Below are 16938 nucleotides of genomic sequence, written 5' to 3' on the forward strand. Positions count from 1 at the left end.
ACACAACCCAGAGATAACGATTTCTCGACAATTCCCGATTGATTACACAGACAATACCTTAATTTCCTATGCTTACATTTTTTAAACGCTTGTTCGTGCCAGCGACTTTTCTTTTGCTTCTTGCTCATGGCAATCAAGCCATTGCCCAGCAGATTATTATTCCTGCTCCGCCGCAGCTTGCCGCCAGCAGTTATCTGTTGATTGATGCAGCAACCGGGGAGGTGTTGGTAGAAAACAACGCGAACGAGCCTTTGCCGCCTGCAAGTCTAACGAAAATTATGAGCAGTTATATTTTCTCTGGCGAAGTAGAGCGCGGTCATATCAATATGACCGATATGGTGCCTGTTAGTGTTCGCGCTTGGAAAATGGGTGGCTCGCGAATGTTCGTGCGCGAAGGTACTGAGGTTTCGGTAGAAGATTTGTTGCGCGGTGTCATTATTCAATCTGGCAACGACGCCACTGTGGCGTTGGCGGAGTACATTGCCGGTAGTGAAGAAGCGTTTGTGGATATCATGAATCAACAAGCGGCATTACTTGGAATGACCAATACTCAGTTTCAAAACTCCACCGGTTGGCCTGCTGAGGGACATTTCACTACCGCTTGGGATTTGTCGTTGCTAGCGCGTGCGCTCATCAATGATCACCCAGAACACTACGAAATTTATTCAGAGAAAGAGTTTACTTACGGCGCGCCGGGTGAAGAACCGAAAACCCAGTCAAACCGTAACAAACTATTATTCCGTGACAAATCCGTTGATGGCATTAAAACCGGCCATACCAATGAAGCCGGTTACTGCTTGGTTGCATCTGCGGTTCGTGGAGACATGCGATTGATTTCGGTGGTTATGGGAACTCGCTCTGAAAATTCTCGCGCCGATGAATCCCAAAAACTGTTGGCCCACGGCTTCCGTTACTACGAAACTCACAAGCAGTATTCACTGAATGAAGTCTTGGCAAACACACGCGTATGGGGCGGGCAAGACAATCAGCTCAATCTTGTGGTCAACGAAGATGTATTGATGACGATTCCTCGTGGTGCAGGCAAAAACGTAAAAGCCGAAATTACCATGGACGACACCATCAAAGCTCCGGTGGAGCAGTTTCAGCAACTTGGCGAAGTTACATTAACGTTGGATGGCGAGGTTATCGCACGCAAACCTTTAGTGGCTGAAAAAGCCGTGTCTGAGGCTGGATTTTTCGCTCGGCTGTGGGACAGTTTAAAATTGTTCTTTGTAAACTTATTTTCCAGCTGATCGAGAGTGTTAGGTATTCATCATGAGTGATCCAAAGCCCGAAGACGTAAAAATTCAGTTTCCTTGCCCGAATTACCCAATCAAAGTGTTGGGTGATGCAGGTGATCAATTACACGCATTGGTCATTGAGGTGTTTAACAAGCACGCTCCCGATTTTGATCGCGAAGCTATCAAGATCCGCGACAGTGCCAAAGGCTCTTTTCAATCGCTTACGGTAACAATCGAAGCGACCGGTGAGCAGCAGTTGCAAGCCATTTTCGACGACTTAAAAGCAAGCAAGCTTGTGAAAATGGTGCTGTAGCTGAAATGTGTCCTGATGTATCTAGTGCAGAGCTGGCCGCCGGTGAGCAGCGCTGTGTGGTTGTTCGGAAGTTGGGTATTGTCGACTACCAAACGTGTTGGCAAGCGATGTTGGATTTCACCAATAACCGAACAGCCGATACCCACGATGAATTGTGGTTTGTTCAACATAATCCCGTGTTCACTCAAGGCCAAGCCGGGAAAGCTGAGCACCTGTTAAATCCGGGAAACATCCCCGTTGTTCAGTCCGATCGCGGCGGTCAAATCACCTATCACGGCCCTGGGCAGTTGATTGTCTATCCTCTGATTGATTTGCGCAGAGCCAAGCTCGGGGTGCGAGAACTGGTCACCCGTATCGAAAATAGCGTCGTTGATACACTCAAATCACTCGCTATTGAATCTTACCCAAAAGCTGATGCGCCAGGGGTTTACGTAACCCTCGACGGTGTTGAACACAAGATTTCATCCCTTGGTCTGAGAGTCAGAAAAGGGTGTAGCTTTCACGGTGTGGCAATCAATGTCGATATGGACCTGAATCCGTTTTTGTCGATAAACCCCTGTGGTTACTCAGGGTTACCGATGACCCAGGTAAAAAATTGCATCAGTAATCAGCAAAGCAGCGGGATTTTAGAAAAAGTGGAAATGGAATTTCTACAATCGATCAAAGACAATTTGGGTTACAATACTCAGCAAAAAGTAGTAGTCGGCTTGCCATAGTTCCAGCGGACGAGACCTCAACCAGATTTAACCAGAGATTCCTATGACTGATCCCGACATCCAGCCTGTAAAACGCACGGTACGTCACAAGCAAGGCGAAAAGCTTCGCAATGCAGACAAAGTCGAGCGGATTCCGGTAAAAGTAATCGCATCCGATGATTACCAGCGCAAGCCAGATTGGATTCGCGTTCGATTGCCTGCTTCGCCTGAGGTGGATCGTATTAAAAAGATTCTCCGCAAAAACGGGCTTTCCAGCGTCTGTGAAGAGGCGAGCTGTCCAAATTTGGGTGAGTGTTTCAGTGGCGGCACGGCAACCTTTATGATCATGGGTGATATCTGTACCCGTCGCTGTCCGTTTTGCGATGTTGGCCATGGTAAACCGAATCCGTTAGATCCAAACGAACCTCCACACCTTGCCCAAGCCATTGCTGAAATGCGTTTGCGCTACGTTGTGATTACCTCTGTTGATCGCGATGATCTTCGCGACGGCGGTGCCCAACATTTTGCGGATTGTATTCGAGAATCCCGAGAACGATCCCCTAATCTTCAAGTGGAAATTCTGACACCGGATTTCCGTGGCAGAATGGATATCGCGCTTGAGATATTAGCAAAAGATGCTCCTGACGTTTTCAACCACAACCTTGAAACTGTGCCACGTTTGTATCGCCAATCGCGTCCGGGTGCTAATTACGCTTGGTCGTTAAAGTTACTGAAAGAATACAAGGCACTTAGACCAGACGTTAAAACTAAATCCGGTTTGATGGTTGGACTTGGGGAAACCAAAGAAGAAATCTTCGAAGTGATGAAAGATATGCGTGAACATGACATCGACATGCTCACCATCGGCCAATATTTACAGCCGTCAAAAGATCACTTGCCGGTAGACCGATACGTAACCCCTGAAGAGTTTGACGAGTACACGAAGTACGCTGAAGAACTTGGTTTTGTTCACGCAGCGTGTGGCCCACTGGTACGTTCTTCGTACCATGCTGATAAACAAGCGCATGGCGAGGCGATTTAATTCTTAATCGTTCCGTTAAAGCCAGTCGGTAATCAACATAAAAAAGGAAGCAGCTATTGCTTCCTTTTTTTGTTTTTCGCATTTTGTTTTCGCAATCTCTCAAGTTATTCATTAAACCAAACGTCGCCGAGATAAGTACTAGAGGTACAATGAGAGGCTCAGTACGGGTTTATCCTTAGTTTATCAATGTGTATTAATTCAACGTTGAATTAGTCTGGTTTGTTACCGTTGCTTTGTGACATTGTTGATCAAAATTAACGGGCTTCGGTTTTTCTTTTGTGGAATTCTAAATACCGAGAAAAATTTTAAGTACGCTGATTTTACTCGCGCAATTTAGACTCTAATGTATGAAATGATCTAATAAGAGTGTCTGTATTAGCATCATCATATATAAGGTAATTGGATGACTTATATTTTCAATCAAGCGGTTATAAACGCAAAATTATTCATAATTATTGTTTGTTTATTTTTAATGGCTTGTGCGTCCGATTCGCCGACCGAAAACATGTTAGAAAAATACCGTTCGAGATTGTCTAATTCTCTGGATTTATCTCTTGAGCCTATTCCGTTACCTGCGGTTATTGAATTTCCAATTCGCCGACAACTTGAATTCGAATTAACGTCGCAATCCATTGATTTGTTGGAGTTTTTAGAGCTGACTCCGTGCCGATTGCAGAGACTTGTTGGCGAGCGCAACAGCAGTCTTGGAAGGTTTATGAGCCATACTCAGCAGTGGATTTACGAAGCGGAATTTATTCGCCAGGCTCAAGAATGTATTGAGGTTTTATCCGAAAATTTCGATAACAATGATTTAAAAGTCACGTTAAAAAAAGTCTTGGCAGATAAATTGAATCAAAGAACATTTGTGATTTGGAATGCTGTGTGGGCCAGTCGAGAATTTCAAAATTCGTTGTCGTCAACTTCAAATACATTGGCTCCCAATACCGATAAACCCACCGAATTAATCGAATCCTTCCACCGATTAAATGTCACAGTAAGTGATTGGTACAACAACGGTAATCCACCTGGGCAACAACTTGAATTGTTGTATCAAGTGATTGGAGCAGAGAAAACGGTGGGGGAGTTGCTCGCTTCGGTTCAAATGCTGCGTATTTATTTAGAAAATATTAATGCAGCTTACGAGCAGCGTTTGAGTGGTCGGCCGTTATGTTTTAACGGGCAAAAAAATCGTAAAGCCGATATATTACAAAATGTATTTCTGAAATTTTATATCGGCGAAGTGCAACCCTACATTGCGTTAATTCACCAATCTGCAGCACCGATTGTTAAATCAATGGCAGAAATTAATTCAGTTGTGAATTTAACGGTAGAGTTTTCGCCGCATTTAGCGTTCAATGAGTATTGGCAAATGGCTTGGTCCGAACAGCACCCAAGCCAGTGGCAGCAATTTAATCTCGCCGTTGAAAAACACACGTTACTTTGGCAAAGGCAGTTGGCTCAGTGTGGATTATTGCCAAGCGAATAACCGCTGTTGGGTTTCACGCAATTCATCGAAAATCGAAGCCTTATTTTATTACGTTGTAGAACGAATCTTCATGGCATTTTGACGCACGGTCCTTCAAGTAAAGTTAAATTGATGAAGTAGACACTGACCGGAAACTCAGGTACAAAATGCGTTTACGGAAAAAATTTCAAAGGAAATTGCCCAACAGGGATATTCAGCACAGAAATCGCTGAGTCTGTGTGCTAAACAGGTTGCTGAAAAATCGCGAGTCAGTGACGCCGTTAGCAACAGGCAGTTGACGTCAGGAAAGGCAAGATATGAACCCTTATGCAAATATTTTGGCTGAGGAATCCAGCCCTTATTTGTTGCAACACAAGGACAACCCCGTCCATTGGCAGACATGGAGCAACGCAACTCTCGAAGCTGCGCGCCTGTCTAATAAGCCAATTTTCTTGTCTGTTGGTTACAGCACCAATCACTGGTGCCGTGTTATGGCCAATGAAACCTTCAGCAGTCCTGCCATTGCTCGCGAACTCAACGAAAACTTTGTCTGCATTAAGGTTGATCGAGAAGAACGTCCCGATATCGACGATATTTATCAGACCGGACACCAATTGCTGTGCGGCCAACCCGGCGGCTGGCCTTTAACCGTTTTCCTATGCCCACAAACCTTGTACCCGTTTGTAGTTGGCACCTATTACCCGCCTGCTTCTAATACTGTGCAATTAGGATTCGCTGATTTGTTACAGCGGGTGATGAACTTCTATCACGGTGATTCTGAGCAGTATCGCTCAATGATCCAACAGGTTCGATTGGGCTACGATCAGCTCGATAACCATCTTCAACACCCTGTCAGTTCCGATCTTTTCAATTTAGAGCCGGCACAAATTGCCGTGCGTAATCTACTACAAGAGGCCGATCCTCAACACGGCGGATTTGGCGATGCTCCGAAATTTGCTCTGTCTTTTCAGTTGCAGCGCTTAATGCTGGCGGGGCGAGAAGAAACCCTGCTCGGCGATCGAGCACGTCACCATTTACACCTGACGCTCACAATGATGGCTCGTGGCGGCATCAGAGACGTGCTTGCCGGTGGTTTCTTCCGATATTCCACGGATTCCAGTTGGAGCATTCCGCACTTCGAAAAGATGCTCTACGACAACGCTGGATTGCTTGCGATCTACGCGGAAGCTTCGAAAACCTTCAAGTCGCAACTGTTCGCCAAAACAGCCCAAGGAATTGCCAGCTGGATGGTGGCGGATATGGGCAACGGCTACGGTGCCTTTTTCAGTGCGCTCGATTCTGACAGCGAACGTGGCGAAGGTGGCTATTACTGTTGGCAGACCGAAGAGCTGCAGCAGCTTTTGAACAATATCGAATACCGTGTCATGTCGATTTTGTGTCGTTGGGAAGGCATGCCGAACTTCCTTGGCTTGTGGCACTTGCAAGTGGTTGGCCGCGTTAATGATGTGGTAGAAGAGCTTGGTATTGAAGTGAAATCCGTTCACCAAATATACCGCAGAGCCCTGTCGAGAATGCTAACGGCACGACGCCGTCGGCCGAGCCCTGAGCGTGATCACAAAATACTGTGCTCAAGTAACGCGCTTGCGGTACGCGGTTTGGCCATTGCCGGTCGATTACTGCAAGACGAAACCATGGTGAATGCCGCCATTGATTGCTTGGATTTCATCAGTCACAACCTGTGGATAGACGGCCGTCTGTACGCAACGTGGCAAGAAGGTGAAGCAAAAATCCTCGGCTTTCTGGATGATTATGTGTATCTGATGGATGCCATATTAGAATCCTTGGAAACTCACTGGCGTGACCAAGATTACCGCTTGATTATTGAACTGGCCGATATTGTCCTTAACAATTTCAGCGATCCCGACAGTGGCGCACTGTTTTTCAGCAGTGACGAACACGAGCAACTGATTTATCGCAGTAAGCCCATCTACGATCGCGTAACTCCAGCAGGCAATGGCATCGCGGCAAAAGTGTTTGCTCGACTTGGTAATTTGTCTTCCGAGCAGCGCTATCTAGACAAAGCAGAAATGATTTTATCCGCACTATGGCCGTCCATCGAATTGCAGCCGCAACTGCACGACAGTTTGTTGCAGGCGCTGGTCGAGCTGAAATTCCCGCTGGTTCAGGTGATGCTTACGGGTCCCGATGCAGGTATTTGGCGTGAACAATTGGTGTCGAAATTCATCAATCGAGTTCATTGTTACGCTGTAGTTGATGAGGTTGATCCAGAAGAAGAGTCAGACACCCTTGAGCCAACCCGTGCTCTTTTGTGTATCGGCTCAGATCAGCAAGATGAGATTGAAACCTACGACGTACTAGAGCATGCCATCAGCATCGCTTTAGCAGCTCAGCCTCTTACGACCGGAGAGCGTGTGCAATAGGGTCTGGTTCTTGGTGGAATTCCAGCAAGTTCATTAAGCGCTCTGGATAATCAGTAAACATTCCGTCAACCCCCATAGCACACAAGTGGCGCATATCGTCTATGTGATTCACTGTAAAAACCCAGAATTTACTGCCGCGACGATGACAATCGTCAATCATTCCTTGGCGAACGAAATCCAAACTAGATCCCAAAAAGTACGCTTTTAACGGCTCGCAACACTGCGCCAAATCCAGCGGAACACCTTCTACCAGAACGCCACGGCGAATGTCGGGATTGATGTTCATGAGCGTGTGGATCTGATGGTGATCGAAGCTCGAAACCAGAAACTGATCGTAGGGCAGTTGATGCTCAACCGTCATCGCCTCAATCACGTTGGCTACTGTGTGAGCGCAGTTTGGGCCTTTGATTTCGATGTTGAGTTCGGCTCGATCACCGATAACACCGATGACTTCTTCCAGCGTTGGTACCTGTACCCCAATCTGAGAGGCTAACTCGATAAGCTCCGAAACCGAGAAATTCATGATGTTCTCATCGCCTGGCAATATTCGGCCCAGGCGGCGGTCGTGAATGGCTAAAAGCTTTCCCTGAATCGACCACACGTCGATCTCAATGGTGGTTACTCCCAACTCTAAACTGTATTCAATTGCGGCAAGGGTATTTTCAATCAGATTTACCGCTTTGCTGCCACCACGATGGGCGATACACGTTATTGGTGAGTCACTTAGAGTCATGTTCCAGTTTCCGAATGATAAAACGAACGTCTCCGTTCGAAATGTTTATCCTGTCGATACTATTAATTTTAGATGATAGCTGTGACAACCGTATGTAAGTGAACACTTTCAATCCAGTGCTCAGCTGCACCGCAGGTGTTGATAGTCACCAATTGTCAAATTGAGCCAGTTTGTCAGAAATTATCGCGTCTGTATCCTGGAAAAACTCACATGGCGCCGTGTTGCTACACGCTTTTGAGTCGAAGTGTTAGAATTTCGGCCTACAACAGATTGATTAGCCTTGAAGGGAATCCCCTTGGCTGAGAACGGAGAGATACCATGACAACAGAACTCGATCTCGCGCAAATTAACGCGGAATTAAAAGACAAGCGCCCTGAAGACATCGTTAAATGGGCACTTTCACTGGGTAAAAAAACGATTATCACCACCAACTTTGGGCCGTTTGAAGCTGTTTTGCTAAACGTTGCAAATGAGCAAGCGCCTGAAATGCCCGTGATTTGTGTTGACCATGGTTACAATACAGAAGCGACTTATCGTTTTGCCGATGACCTGATCAAAAAGCTTAAGCTCAACATGTTTTATTACACGCCGAAAGTCACTGCTAAGCGTCGTGAAATCACCATGGGCGGTATCCCTAGTATTGAAGATCCTGATGCTCACGATATTTTCACTCAAGAAGTGAAGCTAGAGCCGTTCGGCCGAGCAATGGCAGAGCATCAACCTGAGGTTTGGCTAACCGCGATTCGTAAAGAGCAAACGCCATTTCGTGACTCACTAGACGTTGTCACAGTGGATGGCAAAACAGGTGTCATTAAAGTGGCTCCGGTTTTTTATTGGAGCGAATTGGATATGGAAGAATATTTGTACGAGAAAGGTTTAGTGAACGAAGACGATTACTTCGATCCGACCAAAGTTTTAAAAGATCGTGAGTGTGGTTTACACGTAGGATAATATTTTAAAACCTATATTTATTGTGCTTTTATTTATCGCTGTAAATTAATGTATTTCCGATAAATAAAAGCCTAAATCTATTTTTTAGCTTAACGTGTTGGATAACTACTTTAAATTCAACTGTTTAATAAAAAATAAATTACTCGCGTTGTTGTTTAAATATTTGTTATTTAGATACTCGTTCTTTTTAAATAAGAGTGTGAATAAATCACACTCTTATTAATTTACCTATTACGCTGCAGGTTTTTGTTTTTCGTTAGCGTTTAATGCGCCTTTACGATGTTGCAGTGCAGCTTCTAATTTTTTTGCAGCGGATTTTACCGCAGCATACATGTCTAATTCTTTTGCATTTACTGCAACCTGGGCACCCATATATTGCGTAATTAATTCTGCACTTTGCTCCTTGCGTTCGACGGTGAGGAATACTGATATTTTTGTCAGTGATGGGAAGTGTTTAGTAATGCGAGAGAGTTTTTCTTCAACCTGATTGCGCATGGCGTCAGTAACTTCGATGTGGTGACCAGATAATTCGATTTGCATAACGATTCCTCTTATTGTCTTCACGTGCAATTTAAAACTAAGGCCGTTTGGAACAGATTTCAAGTGATCAAAATAAATAATGTTTTATTAGTTAATTAGTATTTGACATTGATCGCACTTCTGGCGGTTTCTAATCGGTGCCCCATTTGGGTCCAAATTTTTTCTGAGAATACGTTATCTTTTGCGTAAACTTGGGTTATAAATACATTCACAGATGAAAAAAACAGGTAGAATAAAAATCAAATAATATCAATCAGATTTCTATCGAATAAGCGCTCAACTAGGCAACGAATGAAACAACGACCTCTATATGTCCCTTTCGCTGGACCAGCTTTATTAGATACGCCCTTGCTCAATAAAGGCAGTGCCTTTACCGAAACCGAACGAGAGCACTTCAATCTCATCGGCCTGATTCCCCACACGATAGAAACCATCGAAGAGCAAAAAGCCCGAGCCTACGAGCAGCTCAACAGCTTCACCTCCGATATCAGTAAACACATTTATCTGCGCAACATCCAAGACACCAACGAAACTCTCTTTTACCGTCTGATGGTGGATCATCTCGAAGAGATTATGCCGTTGATTTACATTCCAACGGTGGCCCAGGCCTGTCAGCAGTTTTCCCACATTTACCGTCGCCATCGCGGCCTGTTTATCTCTTACCCTGACCTAGAAAATCTCGATGACGTGCTGCAAAGCGCGACCAAACACAATGTTAAGGCGATTGTTGTCACTGACGGAGAGCGCATTCTCGGGTTGGGTGATCAGGGCATTGGTGGCATGGGAATCCCCATTGGTAAGTTGTCTCTGTACGTTGCCTGTGGCGGTATCAGCCCAGCGTATACTTTGCCGGTGGTGCTTGATGCCGGATGTAACAATGAAAAACTCATGAACGACCCGCTGTACATGGGTTGGCGGCACCGTCGAATAACGGGCGATGAATACGATGAATTTATCGACGAATTTGTCGCGGCGATAAAACGCCGTTGGCCGAACGCTTTGCTTCAGTTTGAGGACTTCTCGCAAAACAACGCTACCCACATCCTAGAGCGTTACAAAAACGAGCTGTGCTGCTTCAACGATGATATCCAAGGTACTGCCGCAGCAACGCTAGCAACCGTTCTTGCCGCCAGTCGTCACAAGGATCAAAAGCTCAGTGATCAGGCGGTTTGTATTCTAGGTGCCGGTCCGCTCGGCTGTAACATCGCCGAGATGTTGGTCGAGGAAATGGTGTCCGAAGGATTGACTGATCAACAGGCCAGAGAGCGTATCTACATGGTCGATCGCTGGGGGCTTTTGCAAAGCAATATGGCGAACTTGCACGACTTCCAACAGCCGCTGGCCCAACCTGAAGATGTGGTCAGTGAGTGGGTGGTGTCAAATGCCAGCTCTATTGGGTTAATCGACGTTGTAACCAACGCCAAGCCAACGATTTTAATCGGCGTTTCCAGCCAGCCTGGTTTGTTTTCCGAATCCGTGGTCACCAAAATGCACGAGCACTGTGAGCAGCCGGTCATTATGCCGCTTTCCAACCCTAACTCGGGTTTGGAAGCAGAACCGCGAGACATTCTTCGGTGGACCAAAGGCCAGGCGATTGTTGCTACTGGCGTTGCCTTCGCACCAGTGGCGCAAAACAATGAAATCTACGAAGTGGCTCAATGCAGCAGTAGCTACATTTTCCCAGGGCTTGGTCTGGGCGTAATTTCGAGTCAGGCGAGTCGTGTTACTGAGTCAATGATTAAAGCGGCTGCGCGAACGTTGGCCGATCAGTCGCCGTTGGCAAATTCCGGTCAAGGGCCTTTGTTGCCTTCGTTGGGTGACAGTCGTGTGTTGAGCCCGATTGTGGCCAAAGCGGTTTACCAACAGGCCATCAATGACGGTGTGACGAGCGAGGTGACCGAAGCCGAAATTGAGCGACGAGTTCAGGAAAATTTCTGGAACCCAGAATACCGACGTTATAAACGAGCGCCTTTTTAGATCGTTACGTACAGGTCAGTGCGTACAATAATGCGTTTTCTCTTTGACCATTGGCTGCTGGATAATAGTTTTTCCTGCAGCCAATTTCATTAAAGCCAATCGATTCGTACAGTTCGATGGCGTTGACATTACTTTCCCTAACTTCCAAAAAAATGGTTTCTGCGGCCAGATTTTCGATGGCGTGTTGTATTAACGCTTTTGCGAAGCCTTTGCGTTGGTGATCTGCGTGAGTCGCAATGGTAAGGAGTTCAACTTCACCGGCCAAGAGTCCAAAAACCGCAAAAGCTGAAAGCTGTTTTGTGGACGTTGTTTCGATCACCCACGCGCGTCGATTGGCAGACAATGATCGTTCGAATTCGGCTTTTGACCAAGGGTGAAATTGGGCGTGCTTTTCAATGGCCAAAACAGAAGGAATGTCTTCTTCGGTCATTTCACGCAGACAATATTCGGTTGAGGCAGGCATGTGTTTTATTGTCTCAACGGCTGAATTGCCCGCCACACGTCGGCTTTCGATTCCGGATTTTGTAATAGATAAGCGAGATTGTGCGTGACAATGGCTGTTAATGAAAAATCGTCGATGGTAAACGTTTTATTGAGCTTATCGGCGAAGCTTTCTTGTGAGTCCAATAAATACTGCACGGCATCTTCACCCATCAATAATAAAAATCGTCCCGGACGCAGTAAAAATTGCTCGTCTAAAAACGCGTTTAACGTTTCTCGGGCAGCGTTTTCATCGTGTGGTTGATTGGGTGCATCAATCAGCGGCCAATGAATAATTTCGCTTTTCGGTAATTCCTTCGGATAACCCAGAGCCACCAGCATATTGACTAACAGCTTTTCGGTAGGAAGCGCCAGTTTGGCTTGGCGTGAATCGACGATCATCAAGTCGTCGGAAATACGCCAGAAGCTGAGCGAAAAGCTGACATTCTCTGATGTTGTTTTTCTCGCAAGCGCTTTTCTTTCATTTTTTTCAGGCTCAGAAAAAGACGGAACCTGAGATTTTTTCTGAGTGCTAATCGGCGCAGGTGAAACAACGGGAGTGGGTGCTTGTCGGTTTTTTTCCGTCGGTGTTTGAATCGCGTTGTTCTGTGTCAGCGGCGTTTGTGGTTGCGCGGCTGAATTGGCAGAAATCTGCTCGATGATTTCATTGGCAGATCTAGCAGTAACCAGAGGTGTGTGTTCTTCTGCTCTCTGGTCCAACGAAGGCAAGGTTTGACGGGTTTGATAGGTCTCTTGCTGATCGACTAGGGACTCATCGTCAGATTCGACCTCTGGAGCGATAAATTCACAGGCTTTGGATTCTGTCGCGCCAGGCAGCTGCCATCTAGGGACATAATTGTCGATGCCCAGAGCGTTTAAATAAGCTTGTCGATGGATTTCAAACACGTGTTACACAGCCAACAATGAGTAAATTACCGGAACTTTACCATATTCAATCATTGAGAGGGTGAAGTTAAGTTTATTCAAAATGCTTCGCTCATATGTCGCGAAAATAAGTTGATAACGGTCATAACTGGACGTCTGAATAATTGAGAATAGCTCACTGGAGGCTCAATTAGCCCGTTTTTTTAGGTGGTACTGACCGTACTCGAAGCGGGAGAAGTATTCGTAGATTTTGCTGTGGAAAATCGGGCTAGACACTGTGTCGAGTTGCAAGAATTCCTCAGCGACGTAAGCGGGTTTTTGCGCTTGGTGCACCAATAAATGGTACCAAGGCTGGGTTTTACTGGGGTTTGATGGCGCCATTTCCGCATACCAGTCGTCGGATTGGGAAAATTGTGGGTCAACATCAAAAATTACGGCGCGGTATTTCAATAATTTGTGGGTTACTAATTCACCAACAATGAATCTACCTGATTGCTTTATTATCTCTGTCATTCATTATCCGATCTGAAACATGTAGCTTTTGGTGTCATTCTGAGTAATTACGACGACATTATAACGTTAGATGATGATTTAACCGTGGGATTTGTCTAAAAAGTTCGGCCTTTATAAACACAGGTTTTTTCTAACTTTCGTTTGACAATAATTATGGTGAAACGGTTTAGATGAGTAATGCCATAGTCATTATTGGCAAGTTGTGACTGAGAAATGTACCAGTCTAAAAAAGAGGATCTCTCTTTTTTAGACTGCGAAAGGTGAGAAATTAGTGCATTGCGGCAGCGAGCAAACTTTGCGTGTACACGTGGCTAGGTTGTTGCCACAAGGCTTCGACATTGCCCGATTCGACCAATTCACCGTGTTTTAACACGATGACGCGATCACACAACTTACGCACAACAGCGAGATCGTGAGAAATAAACAGCATACTCAGTTCGTGTTTATCCACAAGGTATTGGATCAACTCTAAAATCTGTTTTTGAATCGTCACATCCAGAGCCGATACAGGCTCGTCGGCGACAATAAATTCAGGTTTGGTGGCAATGGCGCGGCCGATGGCAATACGTTGACGCTGGCCGCCAGAAAATTCGTGGGGATATTTCTTCACGAATGCACGCGCTAAGCCAACATCGTCCATCAGTTTTAACACGGCTTGGTTTAATTCACTGCCCTTTGCAATGCCGTGTAATTTCATTGGCTCGGCCAATGTTTCGTAAATGGTCATCCGCGGATTCAGTGAGGCATAAGGGTCTTGGAAAATCATTTGCATTTTTCGACGCAACGGCTTCATCTGCTGAGGATTTTTACTCAACAATTCGTCACCGCGATAATTCACCGACCCCTGGGCATCCACCAAACGCAAAATACTGCGGCCAATGGTGGATTTACCCGAACCAGACTCACCCACAAGCCCTAAAATTTCTTTCGGCAAAATATCAAAATTAACGTTGTCCACGGCTCTGAAGCGGTTGCCGTTGACGTTAAATTCAGTGACTAAGTTTTTTACCTGAATTAACGGCTCGGGATTTTCTTCGGCTTTTGGATTTTCTTTTGCGCCTTTAGGAATGGCGGCAAGCAATTTTTGAGTGTATTCGTGTTGTGGGTTTTCGAGTACATCCTGGGCGTTGCCTTGCTCGACAATGTGACCGGTTTTCATCACCAGCACTTTATCGGCTAGGTTTTTTACCACGCCTAAATCATGGCTGATAAAAATAATGCCTAAATCGCGCTTTTTCTGGATTTCTGCGACCAAATCAAGAATTTGTTTCTGAATGGTAACGTCTAAAGCCGTTGTGGGTTCGTCGGCAATTAATAATTTAGGCTCTGCAATAAGAGCCATTGCGATCATCACCCGTTGTCGCATGCCGCCGGAAAATTCGTGGGGCCAGGCATTAAAGTTGGTTTCTGGCGAGCGAATTCCCACTTCGGTCATAAGCTCAATGGCTTTCTTTTTAGCTTCACTGCGACTGACTTTGTGATGATAAATAAGAGGCTCAATCAGTTGCTCACCGACGGTTAGGTACGGATTTAAACACGTCATTGGGTCTTGGAAGATCATGGCGATCTTGTTGCCCCGCACCGCGCGAATTTCATCATCGCTGCAATTTAATAAATCGACGCCATCGAAAACAGCCGAGCCTGATTCAATTTTTCCAGGCGGGCAGGGAATTAACCCCATGATCGAATAACAGCTGACGGATTTTCCCGAGCCGGATTCACCAACGATCGCCAGAGTTTCTCCGGCATCGAGAGAGAAGCTGACGTCTTCAACAGCTTTAGTGAGGCCGTTTCGAGTGTAAAAACTGGTGGATAGATTGTTTACGGTAAGTAGTGTCATGATGTTTCCCTTAGTCCTTTGATGCACGCACGTCGAGGGCATCACGCAAACCGTCACCCAAGAAATTCAATGAAAATAAAACGATCGACAGTGCTAAGCCTGGGAAAATTAATAACCAAGGGTATTCTTCCATGCTCTCCACACCGTTTGCGATGAGAACGCCCCAGGAAGATTCAGGTGGTTGAATCCCTAAACCCAAAAAGCTTAAGAACGCTTCTAGCAACATAACGTTAGGAATGGTCAGAGTGGTGTAAACAATTACCGGTCCCAAGGCATTGGGGATGATGTGCCTGCGAATAATGGCCGCTTTCGACAAGCCAATGGATATTGCGGCTTCGACAAATTCTAACTGACGAATGGTTTGCACTTGGCCGCGCACAATCCTTGCCATGGTGAGCCATTCAACCGCGCCGATCGCCAGAAACAGCAACAGCAGAGAGCGGCCGAACACAACCATCAATAACACAATAAAAATCATGAATGGCAGGGCGTAAATAATATCCACAAGTCGCATCATGATGGCGTCGACACGTCCCCCGGTGTAGCCGGCAATGGCGCCCCAGGTTACGCCGATGGTTAATGCAACCGCAGTAGCAATTAATCCTACCGCAAGAGAGACACGGCCACCGTACATAACTCGCGTGAGTAAGTCGCGGCCGAGTGTGTCGGTTCCGAACCAGTGCGCCGCAGACGGCGCGGACGCGCCTAAGGCCAAGTCTTGTTGCTCGTAGCCGTAGGGAGCAATCCAAGGCGTGAGCAAGCAAATTACGCCGATAAAAATTAGGACAAACAAACTGACTAAAGCTAATTTATTTTTTCGCAATCGAACCCAGGCGTCGTGCCAGAGAGAATTGCCGGATTCAAATTGTTCGATATCGTTCATTGTGGAGGTTTGGTTAAGCGTTGAATTTGAGGCAGTCATGATTATTTGCCTCCCAATTGGCTGCGTAGGCGCGGATTCAAATACGCCGATAACACATCGGACAGCAAATTAAATACGATGATGAGCGTGGCTAGGAAAACCGTACACCCCATAATTAAGGTGTAATCACGGTTGAAGGCTGCCAATACATAAAATCTTCCCAAGCCTTGAATTTGGAAAACAGACTCGATAACAAATGAACCGGAAAGAATGCCCGCAAAGGCCGGTCCGAGATAAGCAACTACAGGTAACATACCCGCGCGCAAACCGTGTTTTAAGATGACGACATGCTCAGGTAAGCCTTTTGCGCGTGCGGTTCTGATGTAATCTTGCGATAAGACTTCCAACATGCCGCCGCGGCTTAAGCGAGCGACGTAAGCGGCGTAAACGGCACCGAGCGTGACACTGGGCAGTATCTTATCGCCGGGCAAATCGCCCCAACCCGATACGGGTAACCATTCCAGCCAAATGCCGAAAATCAAAATCAACAGTGGCCCCAACAAGAATGCGGGCATACAAATCCCGATCATGGCGGTAGACATGGAAATGTAATCGCGCGCGCTGTTGGGTTTTAAGGCCGAAAATACACCGGCAATAGCACCGATGAGTAACGCGACTAAAATAGCGTAAATGCCGAGTTCTGCGGTAATCGGAAAGCCTGCGCCAATGAGTTCATTCACACTTCGGCCAGGGTATTTAAAGGATGGGCCAAGGTCACCTTGAACAAGGTCGCCAAGAAATGAAAAGTATTGGCTCATTAATGGTTGATCGAGGTTGTATTGCGCTTCTAAGGCTTTTAATACCGAAGGGTCTACTTTTCTTTCGCCATCAAAAGGGCCACCTGGAGCGAATCTGACTAAGAAAAACGTAACGGTAATAACCACTAATAGAACCGGAATCGCTTGTAATAAGCGAGATAAAATAAAGCGTAGCATGTGA

16 protein-coding genes are annotated in these 16938 nt (G+C 46.0%); 8 read left to right on the forward strand and 8 right to left on the reverse strand.

Annotated elements, in window-relative coordinates:
- Positions 1-68: 68 nt before the first annotated feature.
- The 6 genes from LU361_RS07890 to LU361_RS07915 all read left to right on the forward strand — a co-directional run bounded on the left by LU361_RS07890 (position 69) and on the right by LU361_RS07915 (position 7158).
- Positions 69-1253 carry a D-alanyl-D-alanine carboxypeptidase family protein gene (locus tag LU361_RS07890; protein ID WP_434064660.1) on the forward strand — a complete coding sequence of 395 codons (1185 nt, stop codon included), beginning with the start codon at positions 69-71 and terminating at the stop codon, positions 1251-1253.
- A gap of 22 nt (positions 1254-1275) precedes the next feature.
- A complete protein-coding gene (locus tag LU361_RS07895; protein ID WP_233088312.1) occupies positions 1276-1554 on the forward strand; it encodes an HP0495 family protein in 279 nt (92 codons plus the stop codon).
- 5 nt (positions 1555-1559) lie between these two features.
- Entirely contained in the window at positions 1560-2270 is a 711-nt protein-coding gene (gene lipB, locus LU361_RS07900) for a lipoyl(octanoyl) transferase LipB (protein WP_233088313.1), read from the forward strand.
- 43 nt (positions 2271-2313) lie between these two features.
- Positions 2314-3291 carry a lipoyl synthase gene (lipA, locus tag LU361_RS07905; protein WP_233088314.1) on the forward strand — a complete coding sequence of 326 codons (978 nt, stop codon included), beginning with the start codon at positions 2314-2316 and terminating at the stop codon, positions 3289-3291.
- A 403-nt stretch (positions 3292-3694) separates the two neighbouring features.
- Positions 3695-4777, forward strand: a complete 1083-nt coding sequence (locus LU361_RS07910) for a DUF3080 family protein (RefSeq protein WP_233088315.1) — start codon at positions 3695-3697, stop codon at positions 4775-4777.
- A 296-nt stretch (positions 4778-5073) separates the two neighbouring features.
- The gene (locus LU361_RS07915) at positions 5074-7158 is read left to right on the forward strand and encodes a thioredoxin domain-containing protein (RefSeq protein WP_233088316.1); all 2085 of its coding nucleotides are present in this window, start codon (positions 5074-5076) and stop codon (positions 7156-7158) included.
- Here the strand turns inward: LU361_RS07915 and LU361_RS07920 are convergent.
- Entirely contained in the window at positions 7133-7891 is a 759-nt protein-coding gene (locus LU361_RS07920; RefSeq protein WP_233088317.1) for a glycerophosphodiester phosphodiesterase, read from the reverse strand. The genes LU361_RS07915 and LU361_RS07920 overlap by 26 nt on opposite strands.
- A gap of 318 nt (positions 7892-8209) precedes the next feature.
- Between LU361_RS07920 and LU361_RS07925 the strand changes: the two genes are divergently transcribed.
- The gene (locus LU361_RS07925) at positions 8210-8842 is read left to right on the forward strand and encodes a phosphoadenosine phosphosulfate reductase domain-containing protein (RefSeq protein WP_233088318.1); all 633 of its coding nucleotides are present in this window, start codon (positions 8210-8212) and stop codon (positions 8840-8842) included.
- 231 nt (positions 8843-9073) lie between these two features.
- Here the strand turns inward: LU361_RS07925 and hpf are convergent, their stop codons facing one another.
- Positions 9074-9382, reverse strand: coding sequence for a ribosome hibernation-promoting factor, HPF/YfiA family (gene hpf / locus LU361_RS07930; protein ID WP_233088319.1), 309 nt, complete (start codon positions 9380-9382; stop codon positions 9074-9076).
- 291 nt (positions 9383-9673) lie between these two features.
- Here hpf and LU361_RS07935 point away from each other — a divergent pair, with 291 nt between their 5' ends.
- On the forward strand, positions 9674-11359 hold the full coding sequence (locus LU361_RS07935; protein ID WP_233088320.1) for an NAD-dependent malic enzyme: 1686 nt from the start codon (positions 9674-9676) through the stop codon (positions 11357-11359).
- Between the two features lie 4 nt (positions 11360-11363).
- On the opposite strand, the gene rimI is transcribed toward LU361_RS07935, so the two are convergent.
- The 6 genes from rimI to LU361_RS07965 form a co-directional block, all read right to left on the reverse strand.
- A complete protein-coding gene (gene rimI / locus LU361_RS07940; RefSeq protein WP_233088321.1) occupies positions 11364-11822 on the reverse strand; it encodes a ribosomal protein S18-alanine N-acetyltransferase in 459 nt (152 codons plus the stop codon).
- A gap of 5 nt (positions 11823-11827) precedes the next feature.
- Positions 11828-12745, reverse strand: a complete 918-nt coding sequence (locus tag LU361_RS07945) for a uracil-DNA glycosylase family protein (RefSeq protein WP_233088322.1) — start codon at positions 12743-12745, stop codon at positions 11828-11830.
- A gap of 165 nt (positions 12746-12910) precedes the next feature.
- Positions 12911-13237, reverse strand: a complete 327-nt coding sequence (hspQ, locus tag LU361_RS07950) for a heat shock protein HspQ (protein ID WP_233088323.1) — start codon at positions 13235-13237, stop codon at positions 12911-12913.
- 268 nt (positions 13238-13505) lie between these two features.
- Complete coding sequence (locus tag LU361_RS07955) at positions 13506-15077, reverse strand: ABC transporter ATP-binding protein (RefSeq protein ID WP_233088324.1); 1572 nt, start codon at positions 15075-15077, stop codon at positions 13506-13508.
- A gap of 10 nt (positions 15078-15087) precedes the next feature.
- Complete coding sequence (locus tag LU361_RS07960; protein WP_233088325.1) at positions 15088-15999, reverse strand: ABC transporter permease; 912 nt, start codon at positions 15997-15999, stop codon at positions 15088-15090.
- Between the two features lie 2 nt (positions 16000-16001).
- Positions 16002-16934, reverse strand: coding sequence for an ABC transporter permease (locus tag LU361_RS07965; protein ID WP_233088326.1), 933 nt, complete (start codon positions 16932-16934; stop codon positions 16002-16004).
- Positions 16935-16938 lie beyond the last annotated feature (4 nt).

The organism is Sessilibacter corallicola (genome assembly GCF_021290925.1).
Lineage (GTDB): Bacteria > Pseudomonadota > Gammaproteobacteria > Pseudomonadales > Cellvibrionaceae > Sessilibacter > Sessilibacter corallicola.

Coding starts and splice junctions, on each gene's coding strand:
- LU361_RS07920 (WP_233088317.1), bottom strand. CDS start 7,891: ATGACTCTAAGTGACTCACCAATAACGTGTATCGCCCATCGTGGTGGC.
- LU361_RS07965 (WP_233088326.1), bottom strand. CDS start 16,934: ATGCTACGCTTTATTTTATCTCGCTTATTACAAGCGATTCCGGTTCTA.
- LU361_RS07910 (WP_233088315.1), top strand. CDS start 3,695: ATGACTTATATTTTCAATCAAGCGGTTATAAACGCAAAATTATTCATA.
- LU361_RS07895 (WP_233088312.1), top strand. CDS start 1,276: ATGAGTGATCCAAAGCCCGAAGACGTAAAAATTCAGTTTCCTTGCCCG.
- lipA (WP_233088314.1), top strand. CDS start 2,314: ATGACTGATCCCGACATCCAGCCTGTAAAACGCACGGTACGTCACAAG.
- LU361_RS07890 (WP_434064660.1), top strand. CDS start 69: ATGCTTACATTTTTTAAACGCTTGTTCGTGCCAGCGACTTTTCTTTTG.
- lipB (WP_233088313.1), top strand. CDS start 1,560: ATGTGTCCTGATGTATCTAGTGCAGAGCTGGCCGCCGGTGAGCAGCGC.
- LU361_RS07960 (WP_233088325.1), bottom strand. CDS start 15,999: ATGACTGCCTCAAATTCAACGCTTAACCAAACCTCCACAATGAACGAT.
- LU361_RS07935 (WP_233088320.1), top strand. CDS start 9,674: ATGAAACAACGACCTCTATATGTCCCTTTCGCTGGACCAGCTTTATTA.
- LU361_RS07925 (WP_233088318.1), top strand. CDS start 8,210: ATGACAACAGAACTCGATCTCGCGCAAATTAACGCGGAATTAAAAGAC.
- rimI (WP_233088321.1), bottom strand. CDS start 11,822: ATGCCTGCCTCAACCGAATATTGTCTGCGTGAAATGACCGAAGAAGAC.
- hspQ (WP_233088323.1), bottom strand. CDS start 13,237: ATGACAGAGATAATAAAGCAATCAGGTAGATTCATTGTTGGTGAATTA.
- LU361_RS07955 (WP_233088324.1), bottom strand. CDS start 15,077: ATGACACTACTTACCGTAAACAATCTATCCACCAGTTTTTACACTCGA.
- hpf (WP_233088319.1), bottom strand. CDS start 9,382: ATGCAAATCGAATTATCTGGTCACCACATCGAAGTTACTGACGCCATG.
- LU361_RS07915 (WP_233088316.1), top strand. CDS start 5,074: ATGAACCCTTATGCAAATATTTTGGCTGAGGAATCCAGCCCTTATTTG.